We start from the raw sequence: 21,701 nt of genomic DNA, 5'->3' as shown, positions 1-21,701 counted from the left end.
ATTACAATAATGCCTGATGACTACAGAATGAGTTGGCCTTCAGCAAGGACATGGCGGTCAACACTGTCTAGATACCGGACTTTCAACGTTCCATGACCCAAGCGAATACCCTCAGGGTGACGGAGTTGCATCAGAATGTTTCTTTTAGCCAGCGGAGCCATAACAGAGACGCCAGCGACTCTTGCCACCTGAACGCGTTTAGTGCCGGGAACATCCCTTTCGACCTCAAGGATTCCTGCCGATGATCGTTTCCCATCCCGCTCAATGGTCATAGAAAGCAGCTGACCTCGCTTTGCATCTTCTACGACTTTAAGCCCGACAAGGCGGACCGCTAGATCAAGCTTTCCTTTACGCACAACGACCGGAATTGCAACCCCATAGACCGGGGTCAAATTAATCTTGAGTCCAGTAGTTGGCTGTTTTTCATCAACCGGTAAGGCTTCCTGTGCATTCGGAACGACGGCAAAATTGAGAAAAGAGCGGTATTCACCATCTTGCAAGGTAGCAGGCCTCATTGCCCGCAATCTTACAGTCTGAATCTGACGGGGTAGCAATACAACTCTTCGTGGAGTAAACCGGACCATCTCGTCCGCAAACTGCTCCCCAGGCCGAGGTTCATGAATTGATACAATGTCGCCATCCTCAAGCATTCTCATTCGCTTGAAGGACAATGCATAAGTAAGTTTATGATTGGAACTGTTAATAAGGGATATTTCAGTAGCTCGGACCCCATCCTCAAATAAAACGTATGGAGGAGCCACCCTCAAATCAAGAGGAGAAGACGCGAATTGTGTTGGTGACGATGGTGACTCTTCGGCGGGATCAGCAAGAAGCAACCTGGCCGGAAACAGCACGACTAATGCAAGAAATAGAGCGATCTTCATATAACAGTGATACGCCATAGCCGCCGTACATTAAAATTATAAATTGTAGCCGGCTCGATTCACTGAAAATAATCGAGCCGGCGATAGGGAGCTACGAAAAGAATGGGCATCGAGAACCCATATCCAGTCAATTACCCTCAAATATTTCCATAGGCAACAGTCACATCATATTGACCATTGTAGGTCCCTGAGAGCTGTCCAGCAGCCAAATTAAGAGTACCCCCAACACTGAAGGTATCTGTACCATCCGTACCAAGAACTGGCTGAGTAGCTACTTTAGAGGATGTCCAGGTATCCACCGTCATGGTGTTAGAGCCAATTGTGGTATGAGTAAGCGTAATAGATGCCGCAGGTAGCGTTATTACATAATTTGTGCTTTTATCTCCCGTTACCGAAAAATGACCAGGGCTGCAAGCGGAATAATTAGCCATTGAGACCCCAGTGCCGGTGACAGTGGGATTGGCACCAACCGCTGAGCCGGCCGCCACAACAACAGTTCCTGCCGCGGACCCAGGAATGATGACGCCGAAATTCAAAGGCGTGTCAACAGTCGTAATAGAGATATCATTCCTGATTAGTGCAGTAGCATTAGCTGTAACTGCATGCGCATCACTAAAGCCAAATGCCGACATCGAGAGCAGTGCTGCAACTGCCAAGAGTTTCTTCTGTTTCATCTTTCAATCTCCATATGAGGGTTTAATGAACGAGATGTTCAATGAATCGACTCTAAGTGAGTCATTCACTCATAAGTTTACGGGCATGAAATCCAGAATAAAAGAAACGAATACTCACTTTTTCTGACATGATATCACCGGGATATCATGTGTTGAGGACAAGAAGATGGGAGGAGAAACTGTACCCGGAACCACTGGCTGTCTTGATGGGTGTTTCAAGGGTTGGTGAAATCTTCTTACGAAGGCGGTAGACGAGGGACTCAAGAGCGCGGTGCGAAGACTCCTGTTTGGCATAACCAAGCGATTGAAGAATTCGGTCGCGCGATACCAAACCGGAGTGCCTGCCTGCCAGAAGAATCAGGAACTCCAGCTCCTTGCCGGTAAGCTGCACCGTAGCACCATCAGGCAACACAAGCTCCCAGCTGTTCCTGTGAAGTACCCATGTATCCGCCTCCAGTTCGGAAGGAGGTGTCTCAACTGTCAGTTCACCCTGGTGCGAATCATTGAAACGAGTAAGCAGGTTTTGGACTGATACCAGAAGTTCACGAAAATCGACAGGTTTTGAAAGATAGAGGTCTGCGCCGGACTCATAACCAAGCAGGCGGTCTTCAAGAGCAACTCTGGCTGTGAGCATGATGATGCGCATACGGGTATTTGCGCGAAGATACCTGGCAAGAACCAATCCATCCTGATCGGGCAGCGAAATATCAAGAATCGCCAGACCGTAAGATCCTTTTTTGACTTCATTGTAAAAGTCAATGGCCGTACCCACACCAATCACTTCAACTTCATGATGCTGGAGGTACATAATGATGCTTTCCCGGAGGTCGCAATCATCTTCCACGACCAATACTTTCTTGAGAACGAATGGAGGCTGACACATACGATAATGTGGAACAGGTGAATGACGTCATTAAGAGAGTAATCAAATAGAGCGACACTCTCACCTGATTTTATCTGATAAAACCTAGCCGGCAGCATCAATGGTGAAGCTCGGGATAGTCATAGAGACCGTCACTTTTTCCCCCTTTACCCAGTACATCCTCACGGTACCACCATGCTGCTCGACAATCTTACGTACAAGCCATAGCCCAATACCTGCTCCTGAGGTATTATTGGTTTTTCTGCCCCGGGTGTATTTCTCAAAGAGCTCGTCAATCTCGCCTTCATTCAGCATATCGGATTCATTGCATACGCTGATAAGAACACCTTCATCGATCTGCCTGCAATAGACTTCAATCATAGTGCCGGGAATGGAATATTTCCGGGCATTATCCAACAGGTTGAAAAGTGCCGTATTCAACAGGGGCAGATCTCCCGACATTGCCAATGCCAGCATCGGTGCTGCAACAAAAAAGGATTGAGCGGGGTACATCCATTTGATAGCGTCAACCTGCTGACGCACAAAATCTCTAAGAATAATGGTTTTAAATACGGTGGGGACCTTGGTATCAAGAATACGGCTTCGTTCTAATGAGACATCCATAATCTCAACAAGGCGCATAACGGCTCGCCGCATCTTCATAAGCGCAGAGGACTCATCCGATGTCAGATACTCTCGTGAATGCATTTCAAGAATATCAAGATTCCCCTGAATGACAGCCAGCGGTGTTCGATATTCATGGGAAAGCATGGACAGGAAGCTATTCTGCATCTCAGCCGATACCTGCTCGGCAGCAAGAGCTACCTCCAGACGTTCCTTGTTGTCCCGCAGCTCGCTCGTCATGTCGTCAGCAATCTCCTTGGCCCGCTTCTCTGCCTCCCGTGAGGCTTCGCCGAGTTGCCGTTCCGTGATGCGGAACCGTTCGGAAAGAGCGATTGAAATGAGGACCATATGAACCAGTGTGGCCGGTTCGATCATGTTGATGTCCCACCCTGGTTCGAGGGGGAATACGCCGATAAGGCGGAATATCTGGTAAAAATAGCCTAAAGTACTGATGCCGAAGGCTATGGTTATGAAAATGCCGCTCTGCGGCATGCTGACCAGAAGCTTTTTGCTGGTCAGTAGCAGCATGGCGATAAGGATGACGGTACCGACGAGGGCGAACGGAACAACTGATGCATAGAGCCCGAACGGCACCGACACAATAGTGAGGACTCCAGTTGCCGACATAAGGCGCATATAACGAAGAGTCCAGGGACCGGCTGAATCACGGAAAAGGTTGTGACAGAATTCAGAAAAGACAAGCAGCTGGGCGCCGATGCCCATATACACCATATAATCAGACAGAACGTGAGCATACGCGGGCAGAATGAGGGCCTGCATGCCGGCCACACCGAAATTGTTGATGAGCACCGTCAGGACATAGAGGGCGAAATACAGGAACAGCCGGTCACGGATCGAGATGAAAAAGATCAGGTTCATGACGCAGAGGACTGCGGCTATGCCGAGATAGCCAAACTGAAGCATGATGCTGTTGTAAGTGCTGTTCCTGATGCTTTCAGGGGTGGCGAGCACCCCCGTCAGGCTGATTGAGCCTTTGGAGTATACCCTCACGAACACGTCAACAGGTTCATCTGCTGGGAGTTCAAGCGGGACGATAAAATTCGGGTTCAGTACCGGTCGCTGGGCGACGGGGACGTCACTGCCGAGCATAACAGGACGGAAGGAGGAAGGAAGGAGTGGAGATTGGCCATGACACTGCACGTAAACCTTGACGCTGTTCGTGTAACTTGGCGAAAGGCTGAGCATCGCTTTCTCGGGAAAGCCCTTCTGCCTAATCATGCTGAAATGAATCCAATATGCCGCACGGCCATATCCGGCGTTGAGGTTTCCATCCATCGGTTGGAAATCTCCGCGCTCGAACGCTGCCAGAGCGTCCCTGAACTCCAGGTTCTCTGACGGATCCTTCAGCACCTCCATATGGCCTGCAATGTAATAGGAATCACCGGAACCAAGAACAAGTGGTTCCGTAGCGGCAGCGCTGGACGCTGGTGCCGGAAAAACTCCGGCAAGACCCAGCACCAGGCAGAAAAGCCATCGGATGGATTTAGGGGGGGAGATCATGCGTAAATATACGCAAAAAAAAGCCGGGCAGGAAAAAGATCCTGTCCGGCCTGGAAGCTTTTGCTATTCAGCAGGGATCAGTAACGATCGCGGCGGGGAGCTCTTTCTTCGCGGGGCTTAGCCTCGTTGACCATGATGGAACGGCCCTTGAAGTCCTTGTTGTGCATGGACTCAATGGCTTCGCGTGCTGCATCATCATCAGGCATCTCAACAAATCCGAAGCCCTTGGAGCGGCCGGAGAATTTGTCAGTGATGATGTTTGCGCTTGCTACTTCTCCAAACTCGGAGAAAGCGTCACGAAGGTCATCTTCGGAAATGGTGTAAGGCAGATTGCCAACATAAATGTTCATTATCAGTCTCAGTATACGCGTGCATTGATAAAAAGAGAGCAGGCAAGTAACCAAAGCACCAATTACTTGATAGCGCGATCAGCCAACCATTGGCTGATTTATGTATGGAGTTTACCTTTATTAACGGTAGTTTACAAGAACAAAATTTCCTCAGCGGATTATTTCTTCAGTAAAAGAACTCCTGCCGGAACCACAGTCGCCCTCCGGACGATAGTTTGACTTCTTGCTGCTTCAAGCACGGCAAGGTCTGTGGCAATGACGGCAGCTTCATTCAGGACCACATCGGCCATCTTCGGTGTTTTCTTGGCGGCCGGCTCCTGCTCCCCGTCCGTGGACCAGAGTTTTTCGATCTGCTTGATCTTCTCCGTTTCCAGCCTGAACGAGGACTCCTTCAAGGAGACCGACTTTTTCTTGCGGATGCGGTTCAGGGCAGCAAGGTCGGTGAGATAGCTCTGATAACGCCTGTTAGCGAGAGCCCGGGACTGGAACTTCTGGCGGAGCAGGAGTATGTCCGGAGCCATCACGTCGTCGATAGGACGGTAGAGGGTGCGTGTAACCGTGCTCCAGGGAAGGCTGCTGGTGTAGGTGTCCTCACCGATGGCCGTGGCATCAATCAGGGAGGGGATGGTGATGTCCGGCACAACGCCCTTGTGCTGGGTGCTCTCGCCCGAAATCCTGTAGAACTTCGCGATCGTCAGTTTCATCTGGCCGAGGTTCGGCTGACGAGGGAAAAGCGAGTACGGCCGCTGGAGGTTGATGATGCTCTGGACGGTACCTTTTCCAAACGTCCGTTCCCCGACGACGACTCCCCTGCCATAGTCCTGGATGGCTGCGGCAAAGATCTCCGAAGCCGAGGCGCTGTAACGGTTCACGAGCACGACAAGCGGCCCGGGATAGGTCATCTGGCGGTCCTCGTCGCGCAGGACCATCTTTCCTCCAGTTGAATTGCTGATCTGGACGACAGGCCCCGTGGTGATGAACAGCCCGGTCACATTGACGGCTTCCTCCAGAGAGCCGCCTCCGTTGTCGCGAAGATCGATCACCACGCCGTCGACCGCGGCAGCCGAAAGTTCTCCAAGTATGCGGGCGACGTCACGGCTCGTGCTGTTGTAGGATCCGTCATTCTTCTTCTGCGCTTCAAAATCAAGGTAGAACGAGGGTATGGTGATGACACCGATCTTCTTTCCATTCTGCTGGATGATGGTCTTGTGTGCTGCCTGCTCCTCCAGATCAACCTTGTCACGTGTCAGCATAATGACCTTGGCCGGTCCCCTTCCGGCCTGGCTTGCAGGAAGGATCTTGATGCGGACAACCGTTCCCTTCTTGCCCCTTATGAGCTTGACGACGTCATTGATGCGCCAGCCGACAACATCGACGATTTCCGTAATGCGACCCTGCCCGACGCCGATGATCTTGTCACCTTTCTTGAGCAGGTTGCTCCTGTAGGCGGGCCCACCGGGAATGACCTCATTCACAATGGTGTATTCGCTTTCTGTCTGCAGCTTTGCTCCTATCCCCTCCAGCGAGCGGCTCATATCAATCTGGAAGTTCTCGTACTCATCCGGTGAGAAGTAGTCCGTATGCGGGTCGAACGATGTTGTCAATGCATAGGTATAGGCATGGAACGCATCTTCCGGCTTCTGTCTGCGAAGAAGGTTCATCCTGCTGGTGAAGCTTTTTGCAAGAGTCGTGCGGATGGTCTTTGGGCTTTCCCCGGAGTATTTCAGGTTGAGCCACTGGTATTTCAGCTCTTTGCGCCAGAGTGAAGTGAGTTCACCGCGGGTGCGGGGCCACGGATCGTCCTTGCGCTGTACGGCGAGGGTTTCAGGTGCGGCAAAATTGAACTTGACGGTATCGGCCGCAGCCCTCATATAGCGCATCTTTTCGTATGCCCGTTTCAGAAAACGGTTGTAGATCGCAAATCCCGATGTCGGCCTGCCCGAAAGAAAATCATCGTCTATACGGTTGCCGTAAGCATTGCGGAGATACTCGACCTCTCCGGCAAGAAAATAGCTCCGGTTGCCATCAAGATTGTCCATGTATCTTGAAAAAACCTCCTGGGAAAGCGAATCGCCGACCGCCACCTTGCGGTAATGGTTTTCCAGCAGGTACTGGCTGATATACCTCGCGGCCTCCTCCTGGGCGGGAGTGGCCCGAAGCACGGCCGGTGCCGGTGCTTTCTTTACAGGAGTTTTCACATTGTTTGCAATGAGAGGCCAGGCCCCCGTAAAAACTGCAACAATGAGGATCAGGAGGGTTTTTCGGGACATCGTCGGGTATGAAATGATCTTAAGTGTTAAGCTGCTCTTGCAGCAGTGAATCGGTAATGAAAGACAAATTATTATATTGCGTCAGCCTGAAAAAACCTCAGGTACGATTCAGGCAGGAGAATACCGGTATTTACGCACATAATAATACAAAAGGGAGCGCATTCAATGCAAAAGCAAGCAGTTAGTTATAAATCATTGGGCCTCTGCAACAGCAGGGAGCTTTTCCAGAAGGCGGTCTCCGGCGGCTACGCCATTCCGGCCTACAATTTCAACAATCTCGAGCAGCTGCAGGCCATCATCATGGCATGTGCCGAGACAAAGTCCCCCGTCATCCTCCAGGTCTCCAAAGGTGCCAGGAGCTATGCCAACGAAACCCTCCTGCGCTTTCTTGCCCAGGGTGCGGTAGCGTATGCCGAAGAGCTTGGAAGCCCCATCCCCATCGTGCTTCACCTTGACCACGGCGACAGCTTCGAACTCTGCAAGGACTGCATCGAGTCGGGCTTTTCCTCAGTCATGATCGATGGTTCACACCTCCCGTATGAAGAGAACGTCGCACTGACGAAAAAAGTTGTCGAATACGCACACCAGTTTGATGTGACGGTTGAAGGCGAGCTCGGCGTCCTGGCCGGCATTGAGGACGAAGTCTCACACGCCGCCCATACCTACACCCAGCCTGAAGAGGTTGAGGACTTCGTTGCCAAGACCGGCGTAGACAGCCTCGCCATCTCGATTGGAACCTCGCACGGCGCATTCAAGTTCAAACCCGGCGAAGATCCCAAGATCCGCCTCGATATCCTTGAAGAGATCGAAAAGCGCATCCCCGGCTTCCCCATCGTTCTGCACGGCGCCTCATCGGTTCCCCAGGAACTGGTGAAAACCATCAACGAGCATGGCGGACGGCTCAAGGATGCCATCGGCATCGGTGAGGACCAGCTTCGCCTTGCCGCAAAATCGGCAGTCTGCAAGATCAACATCGATTCGGACGGCCGCCTGGCAATGACCGCAGCAGTCCGCAAGGTGTTTGACGAAAAGCCCGAGGAGTTCGATCCCCGCAAATACCTCGGTCCTGCCCGCGACTCCCTGAAACAGCTCTACATGCACAAGATCATCAACGTGCTGGGATCCAACGGTAAGGCCTGAGGCGAAGCTCTCAAGAGACCATAAAGAAAAAGGCGCTCCATATTCAGGGCGCCTTTTTCTTTTTGCAGCTCAGCGGCAGGTCCTCTTCCCCGTCTCAGTCCTTTTCCCCGGCAAAGTAGTCCATGAAGCGGATTGCCGAGTAGGCCAGAAGCCCTGCTCCTGTGGACAGGGCGTTTTCGTCAGGGTCGAAAGTCGGAGAGTGCAGCATGTTGGATCGGTCCTGTTCCGGAAGGCCTGTACCGATCTGCCAGAACGTACCGGGCTTCTCCTGCAGGTAGTATGCGAAATCCTCCGCCGTCATAAGCGGCTCGCTGTCGATGACGTTCTCCCTTCCAAGATATTCCGAACAGGCGATCGCCGCATGGCGGGTGATTTCCGGATCATTGTACAGCACCGGATAGCCCTGCCGTATTTCGACTTCCGCCTCTACACCCAGCCCTTCACCGACATGGCGGACGGTCTCGTGGAGTTTTTGATGCAGAAGCCTGCGCAGCTCTTCGTTCATCGTCCTCATGGTGCCGCTCATCACGACCTTCGAGGGGATGACGTTCGGAGCATGTCCGCCCTGGATTGATGAGATGGAAACAACAGCCGGCTCATGCGGAGGCGCTACCCTGCTGACCAGATGCTGGGCGGCGGTGATGATATGGGCGGCGGCAAGCACCGGGTCCGATGCCTTGTGCGGTGCAGACGCATGGCCGCCCTGCCCCGATACCGTAAAATAAAGCTCATCGGCGGCAGCCATGAAGCTGCCCCTGCAGAGGGCGACCTTCCCGGACGGAACATTCGGGAAGCAGTGCTGGCCGATGACGGCTGAAGGGCTGAATCGCTTGAAGAGACCGGCCTCAATCAGTGGCCTGGCGCCGCCCGGCGCTTTTTCCTCTGCAGGCTGGAAAATGAAGAGTACGCTGCCTGCAAGCTCGTCACGCATGCCGGCGAGAATGGATGCTGCGCCAAGCAGCATGGCGGTGTGCATGTCGTGGCCGCAGGCATGCATGGTGCCCGGATGCCGGGAGCTGTACGCGCAGGCATTTTCTTCCGAAAGCGGCAGGGCGTCAATATCGGCGCGAAGCGCAATCTGCGGCCCATCCGCTCTTCCCTTCAAGAGCGCAACGACACCTGTTTCCAGAAACTGCGGTTCAGGCTCTATATCAAGCCCCTTTAAATAGTCGTGGATGATGGCGCTGGTGCGGAACTCCTCATAGGAGAGTTCCGGATGAGCGTGGATATCACGGCGGATGGCCTGGATGACGGGAAAAACAGCTTCGGCCTGTTCCCGGATCCTCCTGGAAAGGTCGGACGTACGATCTGGTGTCATAACGGGTTATTTCTGTTGAATCGGCACGGCAGCGTGTGAGGGAGCCCGCGCATCAGTGATAAAAGGTACGAATAACACGCATAATGCAAAAACCGCAGCGAAAGGGAAGATGAAAAGAAAATATTCGGAAATAATGGAATTATTCATGATTTTATGGATATAGAGAAATCCGGAACCGGTGTGGATCCACTAGAAACAGGAGGCGATATGCAGCAGCCATCAACTCTCGGAGAGAGAATACGGGCCGTCCGGCTACACTGCAGAGAGACGCAGGAAGAGTTCGGCCGGAAAATCGGGATATCTGGAAACAGGGTATCGGAACTTGAAAACGGAAAAGGCGGAACCGGCGCCGGCGTTGTCCAGGCGCTCTGCTCCGCATTTTCCGTGAGCCATCAGTGGCTCCTTTCAGGCATGGGAGAGATGCTGGAAGAGGCCGAAAAGCCCGGAGATGAAAACAACCTCTCCCGCCGCCTGCTTATGCTCGAAGAGAAAGTCGGCCGGATCATCGGCACCGTCGATGATGAGGGTATAAAGAATGAAGCGGTTGTGCAGGTACCGCTCTACGCAAGCGCGGTTCCGGCAGGAATACCTGCAGCGGCAGCAGATGAAGTGGAGTCATGGCTGGATTTTCCCCGGTCATGGACCAGAGGCAAAAAAAACATCTACGCTCTTACGGTTAGCGGAGACAGCATGATGGACATCGGCATCATGCCAGGCGACACGCTGCTTGTCGAAGCAAGAGAAACCGCAAGGGACGGACAGGTGGTGATTGCAAGCCTGAATTCGGAAGTAACGGTGAAAACGCTCTGCATCAGTGAGGGAGGAGCCGTTGCACTTGCGCCGGAAAACAGGAAGTACCACCCCATTCCGGTTCCGCCGGACAGCGATTTCAGGATCATGGGGGTTGTGCTTGCAGCCGTAAGGCAGTACCGGTAAGCCGCTAAAGGTCCATGAAGCGGATGAACTCGAGGGCCTTTTCTTTCAGGTCCTCGTCGGTGACGGCAGAAAGCGGTGCGGCATAGCGGATCACGTAGCCATACTTTTCGAGGTTCTTGACCAGACGGAACGGGTCCTGGGCAGCAAGGCGGAGGATGATCACCATCTCTTCCCCTTCAGTCGAGGGGATATAGGAGCCGAAGCTCTGGACTGTAGCATCGTTTTTCTCAATGGCCTCGATCACTTCGGAAATCTTCATGCCCGATACCGGCACTTCGAGTTCAAGCGTCATGCCGTCCTCTCCGAGATGGAAGATCTCTGCGATTCTTCCAAGAAGCTTGTCCTTACGGACCACGCCCTCGAACACTCCACCCTCGCCCACTACCGGGATGACCGGCCCGGAAATGCTCCCCAAACGGGAAAAGAATACGAACAGGTCATCACCGGATGCAACGGCTTCGCCTTTTTTAAGGCCAAGCCTGCGCATCGTCAACCCCTCAAGGGTACCTTTTTTCTCCAGAATCCTGTCAAAATCGGCATAGGAGACAAGCGCCACGAACATTCCGTCGCGAAGGACCGGAACAGCTTCGAGTCCTTCACGACGAAGTACGCCAAGGACTACGGCGGCTGACGCCGAGTCCTCGAAGGCGGGATAGTGCCTCTCAAGGCAATGAACCATGCAGTCGCTCAGGCGCATGGATCTATTTTATCCACCCTGCGCTGGTGCCGCCCGCCTTCAAAATCAGCGGAAAACCAGTTGTCGAGGCTTTCATGAATGCTTGCAAGATCAGTGAACCGGGCCGAAAAGCAGAGAATGTTGGCATCGTTATGCTGGCGTGCAAGGGTTGCAAACTCAGGGCGGCAGCAGAGTGCGGCACGGATGCCGGGAATTTTGTTGGCCGAAATCGATACACCGATACCGGTACCGCAGAGCAGGATCCCCTGGTCGTACTCTCCTGCAGCAACAGCTTTCGCTACTTTGTGGGCATAGTCGGGGTAATCGACTGAATCCTCCGTGTACGGCCCCATGTCGGTGCATGCATGGCCATGGCTCTCAAGCCAGGCTACGATATCTTTCTTGAATTCAACGCCGGCATGGTCACTTGCTACTGCAATGTTCATGATGATGCTACTTGAGGTTAAAAAGCGGCTTCTTCCTCGTTGAGCGATGCAGAAACGCTGCCTGGCTGTTGACCTCTTCACCATCTCCCGAAAAAGGAGTATAGGTGCCGTCCGGCTGCATAAGCCAGGACTTCAGGTTGTCGGCAAGGATCAGATCCAGATCAGCCTTCACATCTGCAACGATGGAAGAATCCAGTACGGGAAAGAGCGTTTCGACCCGGTGGTCGAGATTTCTCGGCATAAGGTCGGCACTTCCAAGATACACCTCTGGAACGCCACCGCACTCAAAATAATACGCGCGGCTGTGTTCAAGAAATCTTCCGATAACACTTTTCACACAAATGTTCTCGCTGACACCCGGAATTCCGGGCTTGAGGCAGCATATTCCGCGGATGATGAGATCGATCTTCACTCCTGCTCCCGATGCCCTGTAAAGCGATCGTATGATGCGTCCATCGACAAGAGCGTTCATTTTCATGATTATGCGCCCGCCGCCCTTCATCGCATTCAGCTCCACTTCACGCTCAATCATCTCAATGATGCGCCTGCGGGTGCTGATTGGTGATACAATCAGCTTCCGGTACTCCGTGTTTCTTGAATAACCGGTAAGGGAGTTGAAGAGTTCAGCGACATCGTCAGCAATCTCATCGTTCGAGGTGAAGAGGCTGTAGTCGGTATAGATCTTGCCTGTCGCCGGGTTGTAGTTGCCGGTCCCGAGATGAAGGTATCGCTGCAGTTGGTGGTACTCGCGACGAACGACCAGGGTCAGCTTGGCGTGTGTTTTTAAACCCGGCAGCCCATAGATGACATGCGCTCCGACATCTTCAAGCGCTCTGGCCCAGACGATGTTGTTCTCCTCGTCAAAACGTGCCTTCAGCTCCACGAGAACGGCAACCTGCTTGCCGGATTCTGCGGCTTTCATGAGGGCCTTGACGATCGGAGAATTGCTGCCGACGCGGTAAAGGGTCTGTTTGATGGAGAGTACATCGGGATCGGCTGCCGCCTGAGCGATGAAATCGACAACAGGCTGGAATGAGTCATAAGGATGATAGAGCAGCTGGTCGCGGGTCCGGATTGCCGCAAAAATGTTTCGCCCGTACTGGTCTTCGATGGGATTGGCCGGAACGAAGGGTTCATCCTTGAGGTCGGGGCGCTCTATGCGGAGCAGGTCAATCAGGCAGCCGAGGCCAAGTATGCCCTCGATGGCATAGACGTTGCGCTCCGATACCTGGAGATTCTTCATGAGGAGCTTGCGCACCGAATCCGGCATTTCAGGACTGATGTCGAGCCGGACAACCTTGCCATACCGTCGTGAACGGATTCCCTGCTCGATCGTCTCAAGCAGATCGCCTGCCTCATCCTCCTCGATTTCAATATCAGCGTTGCGGACAAGGCGGAAAAGATGTGACTTGATGATCCGCATCTTCGGGAAAAGCATGTCGAGGTTGTTCCTGATAAGATCCTCAAGCCAGATGAACCTGGTGATGCCGTCATCGAAACAAAGACCCTCGATACTGCTGAAAGGAAGCATCCTCGGAAGGATGCTCGGCACCTTCACCCTTGCAAACCGCTTCATGCCGGATTCAGCGTCTTCAAGCTCTATGGCGAGATTCAGGGAAAGGTTCGACATGAAAGGAAACGGATGGCCGGTATCGAAAGCCAGCGGCGTCAGAACCGGATAGATCTCCTGCCGGAAATACCGTCTCAGCGCCTCTTTGCGGGATGCGTCAAGATCATTGAAGCATACGAAACTGATTCCCTCCTTCTGCATTGCGGGAAGCAGATCGTTGTAGAAGCAGTTGTTGCGCTGGATGATCTGCCGGGTGACCATCTCGCGGATGCTGTCAAGCTGCTCAATGGGGGTGAACCCGTCGATGGTCCGGTCCTGAATGCCGGCCTCATACTGGTCTTCTATGCCCGCCACGCGGATCATGAAGTATTCGTCGAGGTTGGAACTGAAGATGGAAATGAACTTGACCCTCTCAAGAAGCGGATGCGCTCCTCCGTTCACTGCCTCTTCGAGGACGCGCTGATTGAAATATATCCAGCTGAGCTCGCGGTTTACAAAGAGAGTCTCGTCTTTGAAATCAGCTTGGGGATCCTGGCTTTTGGGAAGCTTCGCATCTCGTGTTTCTTCACTCATGACATGCATTTATCTTAATATGAATTAAATCTCATTACAGCATTTTCATCTACAAACAGGTCGAGCGGCTCATCCCATGGGTCACGCGGCAGGCTGGCATGAAGCTGCATGCTGAACCCGAACCCGATTCGGCATGGACGCATGCCCCGCCGGGAAAGATGAGCAAAAAAACGGTCATAAAACCCTTTGCCATACCCGAGACGGTACCCGCTCCGGTCCACCGAGACAACAGGTACGACAACCGCATCAATCTGATATTCATCACCCAAAGAGCGCTCCAGGGGCTCAGGGCTGCCGAAACGGGAACGCACAAGCGGCATGCCGGGGCGATACACTACTGAAACCAGTCCCCCCCCTTCTTCTCATCCTCATCTTCATCATCATCTTCAATGACAGGGACCATGAGGGGAATTCCCATAGCCAGGAGACCGCCGGCCAGTGAAGACGTATCCATCTCCCCCGCCGCTTGCATCGGCAGGTAGATGTGCACCGCGCGGGCTCCAGCCAGCTCTTCAACAGCCAAAGCAAGCTTCGCCGCAGCCCGGCTCATGGCCAGGGCCTCGGGGGCGGGTATCGATTTCCGCGCCCTGATGGACGAAGCACGTATCCCCGCCTTGTGTCGATGCGGCATCAGGCTCACTTGCACCAAAAAATCAGGAGAAATAAACTGTTGGAATCATACATCCGTTATCATACAATAAGATAATAAAACGGAAGGCTTTCCCGCCGCTGCGGGGCGCTCCGGACACCCGAAACCGGACTGCCGGGAGCCCAATTAACACAATCGCAACACAGCCGACATGGATGCCATGAGAAAGTCCCCCATCCTCATATCCCGACACCGGCTTTCGCCGCATTCAATCTTCTGTGTCGGAAAGAACTACCGCCTGCACGCCCTGGAGATGCTCATGATGGAAGGCGCTGCCCCGCAAGCAGCGGCGTCCCCCGACCCGGAGCCGATCATCTTCATGAAGCCGGCCACCGCACTTGCCCCTGACGCGATAATCAGGATGCCGCACTTCGAAGGCCGCCCCCTCTCCCGCTTGATGCACTTCGAGGCTGAAATAGTGCTCCTGGTCGGGCGCGACACCGACGGATGCCCTGAAGAAGGTGCAATGGAATACATCTCGGCCATCGGCGCAGGTCTCGACATGACGCTTCGCGACGTACAGCTTGAAGCAAAGAAAGCCGGGAACCCCTGGCTGAAAAGCAAGGGGTTCCGCAGCAGCGCACTCGTTTCCGACCTTGTCCGGCTCGATGGGTCCATTCCCGGAGACGACTGGTCGATTTCGCTCCACTGCAACGGCGTTTTACTCCAGCATGCGACGCTTGGTGAAATGATCCATACTCCCTCAGCGCTTGTCCACTATTTGTCGTATCTTTACGGGCTGCGTCAGGGTGACCTGATATTTACCGGCACTCCGGCAGGAGTCGGACCCGTCTCTCCCGGAGACTCGCTCCGGGCTTCGCTTTCCATGCCTGATGCCTCCGGCGCACCTCTAGAGCTGGCAGTCCTTGAAGCCACTGTGGAGAAAGAGCACAACCCATAACCATGCACCCCATATCCATGAGCATAGTTTTTCAGCAGGCGCATATCATCAGCCCCCCGGACGGCCTTGATACAAAAGGCTCCATCAGGGTATCCGACAACGGCATCATCGAAACCCTCTCGATCGGAGACACCCCGCTCGAGCCTCGGAGAGGAGAAAAAGTCGTTGCTATGGAGGGGAAGCTGCTCTCTCCGGGTCTCTTCGATATGCACTGTCATTTCCGCGAACCCGGCCAGGAATACAAGGAAACGCTCGAAAGCGGCGCCGCTGCCGCTGCTGCCGGTGGATTCACCGGAGTGGCGCTGATGCCGAACACTACCCCCGTCATCGACAGCCCGCAGGGCGTCACCTTCATCCGTTACCATGCCGCAAGCCTTCCTGTCGACCTTGAAGTGATTGCCGCCATGACCGAGGGAAGCCGCGGTGAGAAGCTCACGGCGTTCGGCAGCCTGAAAACCTACGGCGTCACGGCTGTATCAGATGACGGCACGGCCATCCAGGCAAGCCAGTCGATGCGCCTTGCGTTTGAATACGCATCAAACTTCGACATGCTCATCATCCAGCACTGTGAAGACCGCTCCCTGACGACGGGAGGAGTCATGAATGAGGGAATGTGGTCGTCGAAACTCGGACTCAAGGGAATCCCCGACATCTCAGAGGCCATGATGCTTGCCCGTGACCTCATGCTGCTCCGCTGGCTCGAAGAACACAAGCTGCACGCCCCGCTCTCCCGCCCCCGATACCACGCAGCCCACCTCAGCACGGCAGCATCGCTCCAGCTGATCCGGGAAGCCAAGCGGGAGGGACTGCAGGTGAGCTGCGAGGTCACCCCGCACCACTTCACCCTGACCGACCAGGACCTCTACCAGGCAGAAAAGAAAGGCAACTTCATCATGAAGCCACCGCTTACATCCCCGAAGAACAGGGACGCGGTGCTGGAAGCCCTTGCCGACGGAACTGCGGACGCCATCGCCACCGACCATGCGCCGCATGCCCTCCACGAAAAGGAGTGCCCCCCCGGCGAAGCATCGTTCGGCATCATCGGGCTGGAAACCTCGCTGGGCCTGACCATGACGGAACTGGTGATGAAAGGAGTCATCACAATGCAGCGGGCGGTTGAACTGCTTTCGGTCAATCCGAGAAAAATCCTGCAGCTCCCCCCGATACGCATTCGTGAAGGGGAAAAAGCCAACCTCACCCTCATCGATCCCGAAGCCGTCTGGAGGGTGGATGCCGGCCATATCCGTTCCAAATCCTCGAATACGCCCTTCATCGGCCGCCAGCTGACAGGACGCCCGCTCGGAATCTATCACAAGGGCATTTTTACTGAAGCGCCCGGTGCATGAAATGGGCGGCCATAGAACGGTGAAGTCCGATCTTGGTTATGGCATTAATTTTTATTACTTTCGTTTTCTTTTTAGACAACAAATAGAACCACCTCACCAACCATGGCAAAGAAACAGTCGTTCGGCGATAAAAACAAGAAAAGCGGAACCAGCGATTTCAAGGTAGCAAAGCTCGTGTTTTCCGTTAAATCCGAAAAGCGCAATGCATGGAAGTTCGTTGAAAAGAATGTCCGCATCCCCAACGGTGAAAACGACCAGGCAATCCTCACCAAGGCAATCAGCGACTCCGTAAAGTAAACGGTTCCCCGTCTCATGGCAGGGCGCCTTCAGGGTCCCTGCCGACGCCCGTCCCCCCTACACGTCCCGAAACCCTTCAACTGCAGGAGGATGATGGGAACACACAAGAGAGTGAGAACAGCGAATGCAAAGAGATCCATCCCCGTCCGGAAATGAACCATCGGGGAAATGGTTTCAGGACTGGTTCAACCATCCTTTCTATCTCAGGATCTACAGCCACAGGGACAGGGATGAAGCTGCCCGGTGCGTACAGACCATTCTGCGGCTTACCGATCCCGAAGGCACCGCCTCCCAGGGTCTTACGGTCCTCGACATAGCCTGCGGAGCCGGCCGCCACGCGCTGGAGCTCCGGAAGCTCGGCTGCAGGGTTACGGCAAACGACCTCTCCCCTTACCTCCTCGAACAGGCCCGCATTGAAGCTGAGCGCCATTCACTCGACATCCGCTTCACCTGCCGGGACATGCGCAACATCGACGAAAGGGCATCCTACGGCCTCGCCGTGCAGCTGTTCACCAGTTTCGGTTATTTCGAAGCGCCCGAAGACGACCGGATAGTGCTTGAGGCCGTCCATAGGGCCCTTGTCCCTGGTGGAAAGTATGTGCTTGACCTCATCAACCCCCGGCATCTGGAAAGAACCCTCGTACCGCACTCGGTCCGGCGCTCGGGGGAACTGGCAGTCGAAGAAACGCGCAGCATCGAAGACGGCCGGATCAGAAAGGACATCATAATCACCAGCGACTCGGGTGAAACGGTCTCCTTCACTGAATCTGTGCGCCTGTTCCAGCCGGACACAATCACCGGCATGCTCAGCGAAGCGGGGCTCCGCCCTATGAGCATCGCCGGAAGCTACCATGGTGAAGCGTTCGACCCGCTCAACTCCCCCCGTCTGATCATTATTTCAGGAAAAGACTGACCCTCTACAGCCAGAGGTGCACAGGCCTTACTGCATGAGCAGCCGCCCAGCCGTTGTGATGCCGGCAGTGCGCCCCTTTGCAAGGAGGCGCTGCAGAAGCTGTGCGGTGAGGTAGGCGTCGCCGGCGGCCGTATGGCGATCGTAGAGGCGGATGCCGTAGCGCTGGCAGAGATGATCGAGACGGTACTCTCCGACTTTATGGGCAAGGTTGTAGTACGGTCCTTTCTCGAGGCGTTTGGCAAGGCTGGCGGTATCGACAACACCATTGAAAAGCCGTATGCGGAAGGTCTCGGAAAGAATCCTGTTCAGCATGCCAACGTCAAACGATGCATGCTGGGCGACAAGGATCGATGAGCCGATGTACTCGAGGAACGCTTCGGCAGCTTCAAGCTCACCTGCCCCGCCGGCTATGTCTTTTTTCAGCAGACCGTGAACCGCAACGGCCTCGCTGCGCCCGACCCGGTCCTGACGGACCAGTACCTCGAATGAGTCGGCAACGTTGATTGAGAGTCCCGTTATTGCCACGGCTCCGATGGAGATGACCCCGTCGGATTTCACATCGAACCCTGTCGTCTCCGTATCGAACACCACCATGCGGACCGACTCTAAGGGGGTATTGCCCTTCGGACGATCCTTCATCGACTGCAGATAACGGCAGACTGCCCCGGGAAGCTTACCGTTCCGGCACCGCCAGAGGGCGGTCTGGAGAAGCAGTATGTCAGTCGCGGATATAGTCAAGCTGGAACCTCAGGTTCAGGGTTTGCTGGATCTCGCCAATGGTAGTGAAGACGTTGCGGAGCATCTGCCGGTCGAGCTTATTGAGACTTTCGGGCTTGATGTAGCGGCCGGAGCTGGAGTGCTCAAGCCCGTTGAGGGCGCGCAGCTTCATCAAAAACTCATAGGCGGCAGCTGCTTCAAGCGAGAGCCCGGAGAGGGCCGGCTCGAGCTCACCGATACGTTGGAAGCGCTCGACAGTGCTGAAATACTCGGGGATCCTCAGCTGGTAACTGAGCACGCGTGCCGCATCGGCAAGCGGCATCATAGCCCGGGACTTGATGTCGAATTCATTTGCATGGTCGCGGCTTTTCTCAACCATGAAGTTCCGGAAAAACCCGAGCGGAGGAGGGTTCTGCAGGGCGTTTTTGGCAAAGAATTCAAGAAAGCCGCGCCCTCTGGCAATGCTGTCGAACACGTCCCTTTTCAGCTCACCTGCAAGCGATGCGTCACCGTATACCGGCCTGAAATCAAAAAAGATTGTGGAGTGCATCACCGCTTTCGGCTCCGGCGTTTCAATCCATCGCCTGAAACAGCTTTTCCATTCAGAGAGCGGCAGGCACCATTTCGGATTGGAAGCCATGACTTCGGCCGGGCATCGCACGAACCCCGCCCCCTCCAGCATACCCGTCACCCGCCTGGCCAGCTCAAGGAAAAACTCACGGACCGCCTCCCGTTCGTGCCCGGCGGGATCTGCGTACAGGAGCGCGTTGTCCTGGTCGGTCCTCAGAAGCTGCTCCTTGCGGCCCTCACTGCCGAGCGAGAGCCAGGAGAACGGCACTGAAGGGAGCGGGCGCCCTTCAGCCTGCAGTGCGGCAATTGTCGTGCGGATTGCGCGGGTAATGATGGCATCGTTGATTTCCGTGATGATGCTCGTCATGAAATGAACCGCCACGTTCTGGCCCATGTAGGTTCCAAGGAGGTTTTCTGCCTTGTCGCGCTCGGCTTTGAACTGTTCTACATCGTCAGCCGCCATGATCTCCTTCATGATGACTGCGGGGTTGTTGCCTTCAGAGGTTATGATGTCATGCTCGGATATTATACCCCTGACCGGGCTGTCAATGGTACCGTCAAGAGTGATGCAGAAATGCCGGAGCTTCGTCTTCACCATGAGCATCACCATGTCGGCAACGGTTTTTCCACCCGTGATGGTGTAGACGGGGCTGCTCATGATATCGCGCACCGGCCGTTCATTGACCGGCCCCGACACGGCAACGACCTTTTTGCGGAGGTCGGTATCGGTAATGATGCCGCGGGGGTGCCCTTCCGGGGAAACGACAAGGATGGAGCCGATGTTGCATTCCGCCATGATGACGGCAGCCTCCCGCACGCTGATGTCTTCAGGGCAGGTTACGACGTTGACGACAGGCTTGACCTCGAGGGTCTCGTGCTCTAGAAAACTGCTGCAGGAGGGGCCTGTCGGCCCCTGGCGGCGAAGCGAGAATGCAGAGGAAAGGGTACGCTCGATTTCCTGGACGCTTTTGGCGAACTCGCCGGCAAAAAACATCGACACGCCGGCATCGGCGGCAATGAGTGCCTTTATTTTCTCAACGGGGATATCATAAATGAGGCTCTCTTCGGCAACCTGGGCATAGAGCAGGTAGCCATCGCCTCCGAATATGGCCCGAACGCCGAACACATCACCCTCGTCGTACATGTCGACAAGCACTTCCTCTCCGTCAATGCGGTCATAGAGCTTTACAGCTCCTTTCATGACCATGAAGGCGGCGCCTTTGAGGGGATCATCCTTTCTGAACAGCAGCTCCCCCTCTTCATGGTAGCTGACGCTGACCGAGGAGGCAAGCTCACCGAGTACTTCAGCAGCGAGCTTGTCGAACGGAGGGTATTTGGCAAGATCAGCGGCTACCCGCTCGACAATAGTGTTTGACGGCATGGCACTCTCTTTATCGGGTGAATCAGGTTCGTCAACAGAGGCAATGCGGGAGCGAATCGGCTAACCGAGCATTTTCCTGTCGCGGTACCACTCGAACGCGCTCCGGATGCTCTCTTCATGCGGAGCGGAGCGCATGCCGAGCTCCCTTGCAGCCTTGTCTGAGCGATAGAAGAGGAATTCCGAAGCGACCCGGAACATGGACATGTTGAAAAGCTTCGAAATGCTGTTGCGGGCCTTTTTCCTGTCAAGAAGCGACTTGAGCACCTTGGCAAGAGCAAACGGAAGGGGGAAGAGCACACGGGGAGCTCCGGTGACCCTGCTGATGGTATCGGCAAGCTGGTGGTAGGTCACATTGTCACCGCCGATGATATAGCGCTCTCCGGTACGCCCTTTCTCCATTGCCGCCATGATGGTCTCTGCGACGATATCGACATCAACGACACAGATGCCGCCAAGGGGATAGAACGGCAGGCGGCGGTTATAGACGTCCTTGATGATACGGCCTGCATTGAAATTGATGTCTCCGGCACCGAATACGAATGCGGGATTGACGATAACGCAGTCCAAACCTTTTTTTACGGCCTCGGCCACGGCAAGTTCACCAAGATGCTTGGTTCGGGCGTACTCGAGACTGATGGCATCGAAATTCCAGGGGGTGGTCTCATCGACCGGCTTGTTTTTCCCGGCAATTCCGACTGCAGTGATGGAACTGACATGCACCAGGCGTTTCACGCCGGCCGCAATGGAGGCTTCAAGGATGTTCCGGGTTCCTTCAACATTGATGCGGTAGAGCAGGTCATTCTTCCTGTCCCCCATATAGGTGAGGCCTGCAGAGTGGTAGACATGGTCTATGCCCTGCATCGCCGTCAATAGCGAGGCTTTGTCGGTAATGTCGCCGTGAATGATGCGGATCCTATCAAGCACCTCCGAAAGGGAGCTCAAATCCGAACTCCTGCGGACAAGAATTGCAACATCATCTGCAGTCGAGGCCAGTTTGATCACGAGGCGTGATCCAATGAAGCCGGTCGCTCCGGTCACAAGGATTTTTTTGTTCACCGTATAAGGCTTGTCAATCAATTAAGG

The 21,701-nt window shown here is 54.5% G+C and carries 21 protein-coding genes; 6 read left to right on the top strand and 15 right to left on the bottom strand.

Translation table 11 applies throughout. The features are described from left to right. Positions 1–20: 20 nt before the first annotated feature. The 6 genes from A3K90_RS05790 to A3K90_RS05765 all read right to left on the bottom strand — a co-directional run bounded on the left by A3K90_RS05790 (position 21) and on the right by A3K90_RS05765 (position 7,185). A complete protein-coding gene (locus tag A3K90_RS05790; RefSeq protein ID WP_303681621.1) occupies positions 21–884 on the bottom strand; it encodes a hypothetical protein in 864 nt (287 codons plus the stop codon). Positions 885–1,021: 137 nt separating this feature from the next. After that, a complete protein-coding gene (locus tag A3K90_RS05785) occupies positions 1,022–1,558 on the bottom strand; it encodes a DUF4402 domain-containing protein (protein ID WP_303681620.1) in 537 nt (178 codons plus the stop codon). A 145-nt stretch (positions 1,559–1,703) separates the two neighbouring features. Then, complete coding sequence (locus A3K90_RS05780; protein WP_303681619.1) at positions 1,704–2,402, bottom strand: response regulator transcription factor; 699 nt, start codon at positions 2,400–2,402, stop codon at positions 1,704–1,706. A 123-nt stretch (positions 2,403–2,525) separates the two neighbouring features. Then, positions 2,526–4,565: a sensor histidine kinase gene (locus A3K90_RS05775; protein ID WP_303681618.1), complete on the bottom strand. Its 2,040-nt coding sequence runs from the start codon at positions 4,563–4,565 to the stop codon at positions 2,526–2,528. Between the two features lie 77 nt (positions 4,566–4,642). Further along, on the bottom strand, positions 4,643–4,915 hold the full coding sequence (locus tag A3K90_RS05770; protein WP_011357759.1) for an RNA-binding protein: 273 nt from the start codon (positions 4,913–4,915) through the stop codon (positions 4,643–4,645). A gap of 158 nt (positions 4,916–5,073) precedes the next feature. Next, positions 5,074–7,185 (bottom strand): carboxy terminal-processing peptidase, encoded by a 2,112-nt coding sequence (locus A3K90_RS05765; RefSeq protein WP_303681617.1) that lies wholly within the window; start codon positions 7,183–7,185, stop codon positions 5,074–5,076. A 165-nt stretch (positions 7,186–7,350) separates the two neighbouring features. On the opposite strand from A3K90_RS05765, the gene A3K90_RS05760 reads away from it, so the two are divergent. Then, the gene (locus A3K90_RS05760) at positions 7,351–8,325 is read left to right on the top strand and encodes a class II fructose-bisphosphate aldolase (protein WP_011357757.1); all 975 of its coding nucleotides are present in this window, start codon (positions 7,351–7,353) and stop codon (positions 8,323–8,325) included. A gap of 94 nt (positions 8,326–8,419) precedes the next feature. On the opposite strand, the gene A3K90_RS05755 is transcribed toward A3K90_RS05760, so the two are convergent. After that, the gene (locus A3K90_RS05755) at positions 8,420–9,643 is read right to left on the bottom strand and encodes a M20 family metallopeptidase (protein WP_303681616.1); all 1,224 of its coding nucleotides are present in this window, start codon (positions 9,641–9,643) and stop codon (positions 8,420–8,422) included. 207 nt (positions 9,644–9,850) lie between these two features. Here A3K90_RS05755 and A3K90_RS05750 point away from each other — a divergent pair, with 207 nt between their 5' ends. Beyond that, positions 9,851–10,579 carry a S24 family peptidase gene (locus A3K90_RS05750; RefSeq protein WP_303681615.1) on the top strand — a complete coding sequence of 243 codons (729 nt, stop codon included), beginning with the start codon at positions 9,851–9,853 and terminating at the stop codon, positions 10,577–10,579. A gap of 4 nt (positions 10,580–10,583) precedes the next feature. Here A3K90_RS05750 and A3K90_RS05745 read toward each other — a convergent pair whose 3' ends face one another. From A3K90_RS05745 to A3K90_RS05725, 5 genes are read right to left on the bottom strand one after another with little or no spacing between them, the layout of a single operon-like run. After that, entirely contained in the window at positions 10,584–11,276 is a 693-nt protein-coding gene (locus A3K90_RS05745) for a CBS domain-containing protein (protein WP_303681614.1), read from the bottom strand. Next, positions 11,267–11,701: a ribose 5-phosphate isomerase B gene (gene rpiB / locus A3K90_RS05740; protein WP_303681613.1), complete on the bottom strand. Its 435-nt coding sequence runs from the start codon at positions 11,699–11,701 to the stop codon at positions 11,267–11,269. Before rpiB ends, A3K90_RS05745 begins: the two co-directional genes overlap by 10 nt. Positions 11,702–11,708: 7 nt before the next feature. Beyond that, positions 11,709–13,844 (bottom strand): polyphosphate kinase 1, encoded by a 2,136-nt coding sequence (gene ppk1, locus A3K90_RS05735; protein ID WP_303681612.1) that lies wholly within the window; start codon positions 13,842–13,844, stop codon positions 11,709–11,711. 14 nt (positions 13,845–13,858) lie between these two features. Next, positions 13,859–14,164, bottom strand: coding sequence for a 5-formyltetrahydrofolate cyclo-ligase (locus A3K90_RS10320; RefSeq protein ID WP_369690412.1), 306 nt, complete (start codon positions 14,162–14,164; stop codon positions 13,859–13,861). Between the two features lie 14 nt (positions 14,165–14,178). Continuing rightward, positions 14,179–14,475 (bottom strand): 5-formyltetrahydrofolate cyclo-ligase, encoded by a 297-nt coding sequence (locus tag A3K90_RS05725; RefSeq protein ID WP_303681610.1) that lies wholly within the window; start codon positions 14,473–14,475, stop codon positions 14,179–14,181. Between the two features lie 169 nt (positions 14,476–14,644). Between A3K90_RS05725 and A3K90_RS05720 the strand changes: the two genes are divergently transcribed. The 4 genes from A3K90_RS05720 to A3K90_RS05705 all read left to right on the top strand — a co-directional run bounded on the left by A3K90_RS05720 (position 14,645) and on the right by A3K90_RS05705 (position 17,950). Further along, on the top strand, positions 14,645–15,394 hold the full coding sequence (locus A3K90_RS05720; RefSeq protein ID WP_303681609.1) for a fumarylacetoacetate hydrolase family protein: 750 nt from the start codon (positions 14,645–14,647) through the stop codon (positions 15,392–15,394). 17 nt (positions 15,395–15,411) lie between these two features. Continuing rightward, positions 15,412–16,740, top strand: a complete 1,329-nt coding sequence (locus A3K90_RS05715; protein ID WP_303681607.1) for a dihydroorotase — start codon at positions 15,412–15,414, stop codon at positions 16,738–16,740. 102 nt (positions 16,741–16,842) lie between these two features. Continuing rightward, positions 16,843–17,037 (top strand): hypothetical protein, encoded by a 195-nt coding sequence (locus tag A3K90_RS05710; protein ID WP_303681606.1) that lies wholly within the window; start codon positions 16,843–16,845, stop codon positions 17,035–17,037. Positions 17,038–17,161: 124 nt separating this feature from the next. Continuing rightward, entirely contained in the window at positions 17,162–17,950 is a 789-nt protein-coding gene (locus A3K90_RS05705; RefSeq protein WP_303681605.1) for a class I SAM-dependent methyltransferase, read from the top strand. A gap of 27 nt (positions 17,951–17,977) precedes the next feature. On the opposite strand, the gene A3K90_RS05700 is transcribed toward A3K90_RS05705, so the two are convergent. Genes A3K90_RS05700 through A3K90_RS05690 form a run of 3 tightly spaced genes read right to left on the bottom strand, consistent with a single transcriptional unit; the run spans position 17,978 to position 21,674 of the window. Further along, positions 17,978–18,688 carry a PolC-type DNA polymerase III gene (locus tag A3K90_RS05700; RefSeq protein ID WP_303681604.1) on the bottom strand — a complete coding sequence of 237 codons (711 nt, stop codon included), beginning with the start codon at positions 18,686–18,688 and terminating at the stop codon, positions 17,978–17,980. Next, the gene (locus A3K90_RS05695) at positions 18,669–20,618 is read right to left on the bottom strand and encodes a DUF294 nucleotidyltransferase-like domain-containing protein (RefSeq protein WP_303681603.1); all 1,950 of its coding nucleotides are present in this window, start codon (positions 20,616–20,618) and stop codon (positions 18,669–18,671) included. The genes A3K90_RS05700 and A3K90_RS05695 overlap by 20 nt, the downstream gene beginning before the upstream one ends. 60 nt (positions 20,619–20,678) lie before the next feature. Further along, positions 20,679–21,674 carry an SDR family oxidoreductase gene (locus tag A3K90_RS05690; protein ID WP_303681602.1) on the bottom strand — a complete coding sequence of 332 codons (996 nt, stop codon included), beginning with the start codon at positions 21,672–21,674 and terminating at the stop codon, positions 20,679–20,681. Between the last annotated feature and the right edge of the window lie 27 nt (positions 21,675–21,701).

Origin of the sequence: Pelodictyon luteolum, assembly GCF_001622165.1 — a bacterium.
Classification (GTDB): Bacteria; Bacteroidota; Chlorobiia; order Chlorobiales; family Chlorobiaceae; genus Chlorobium; species Chlorobium luteolum_B.
Note: the sequence above shows the minus strand (reverse complement) of the source record. Positions and strands in the feature narration are given on the sequence as shown.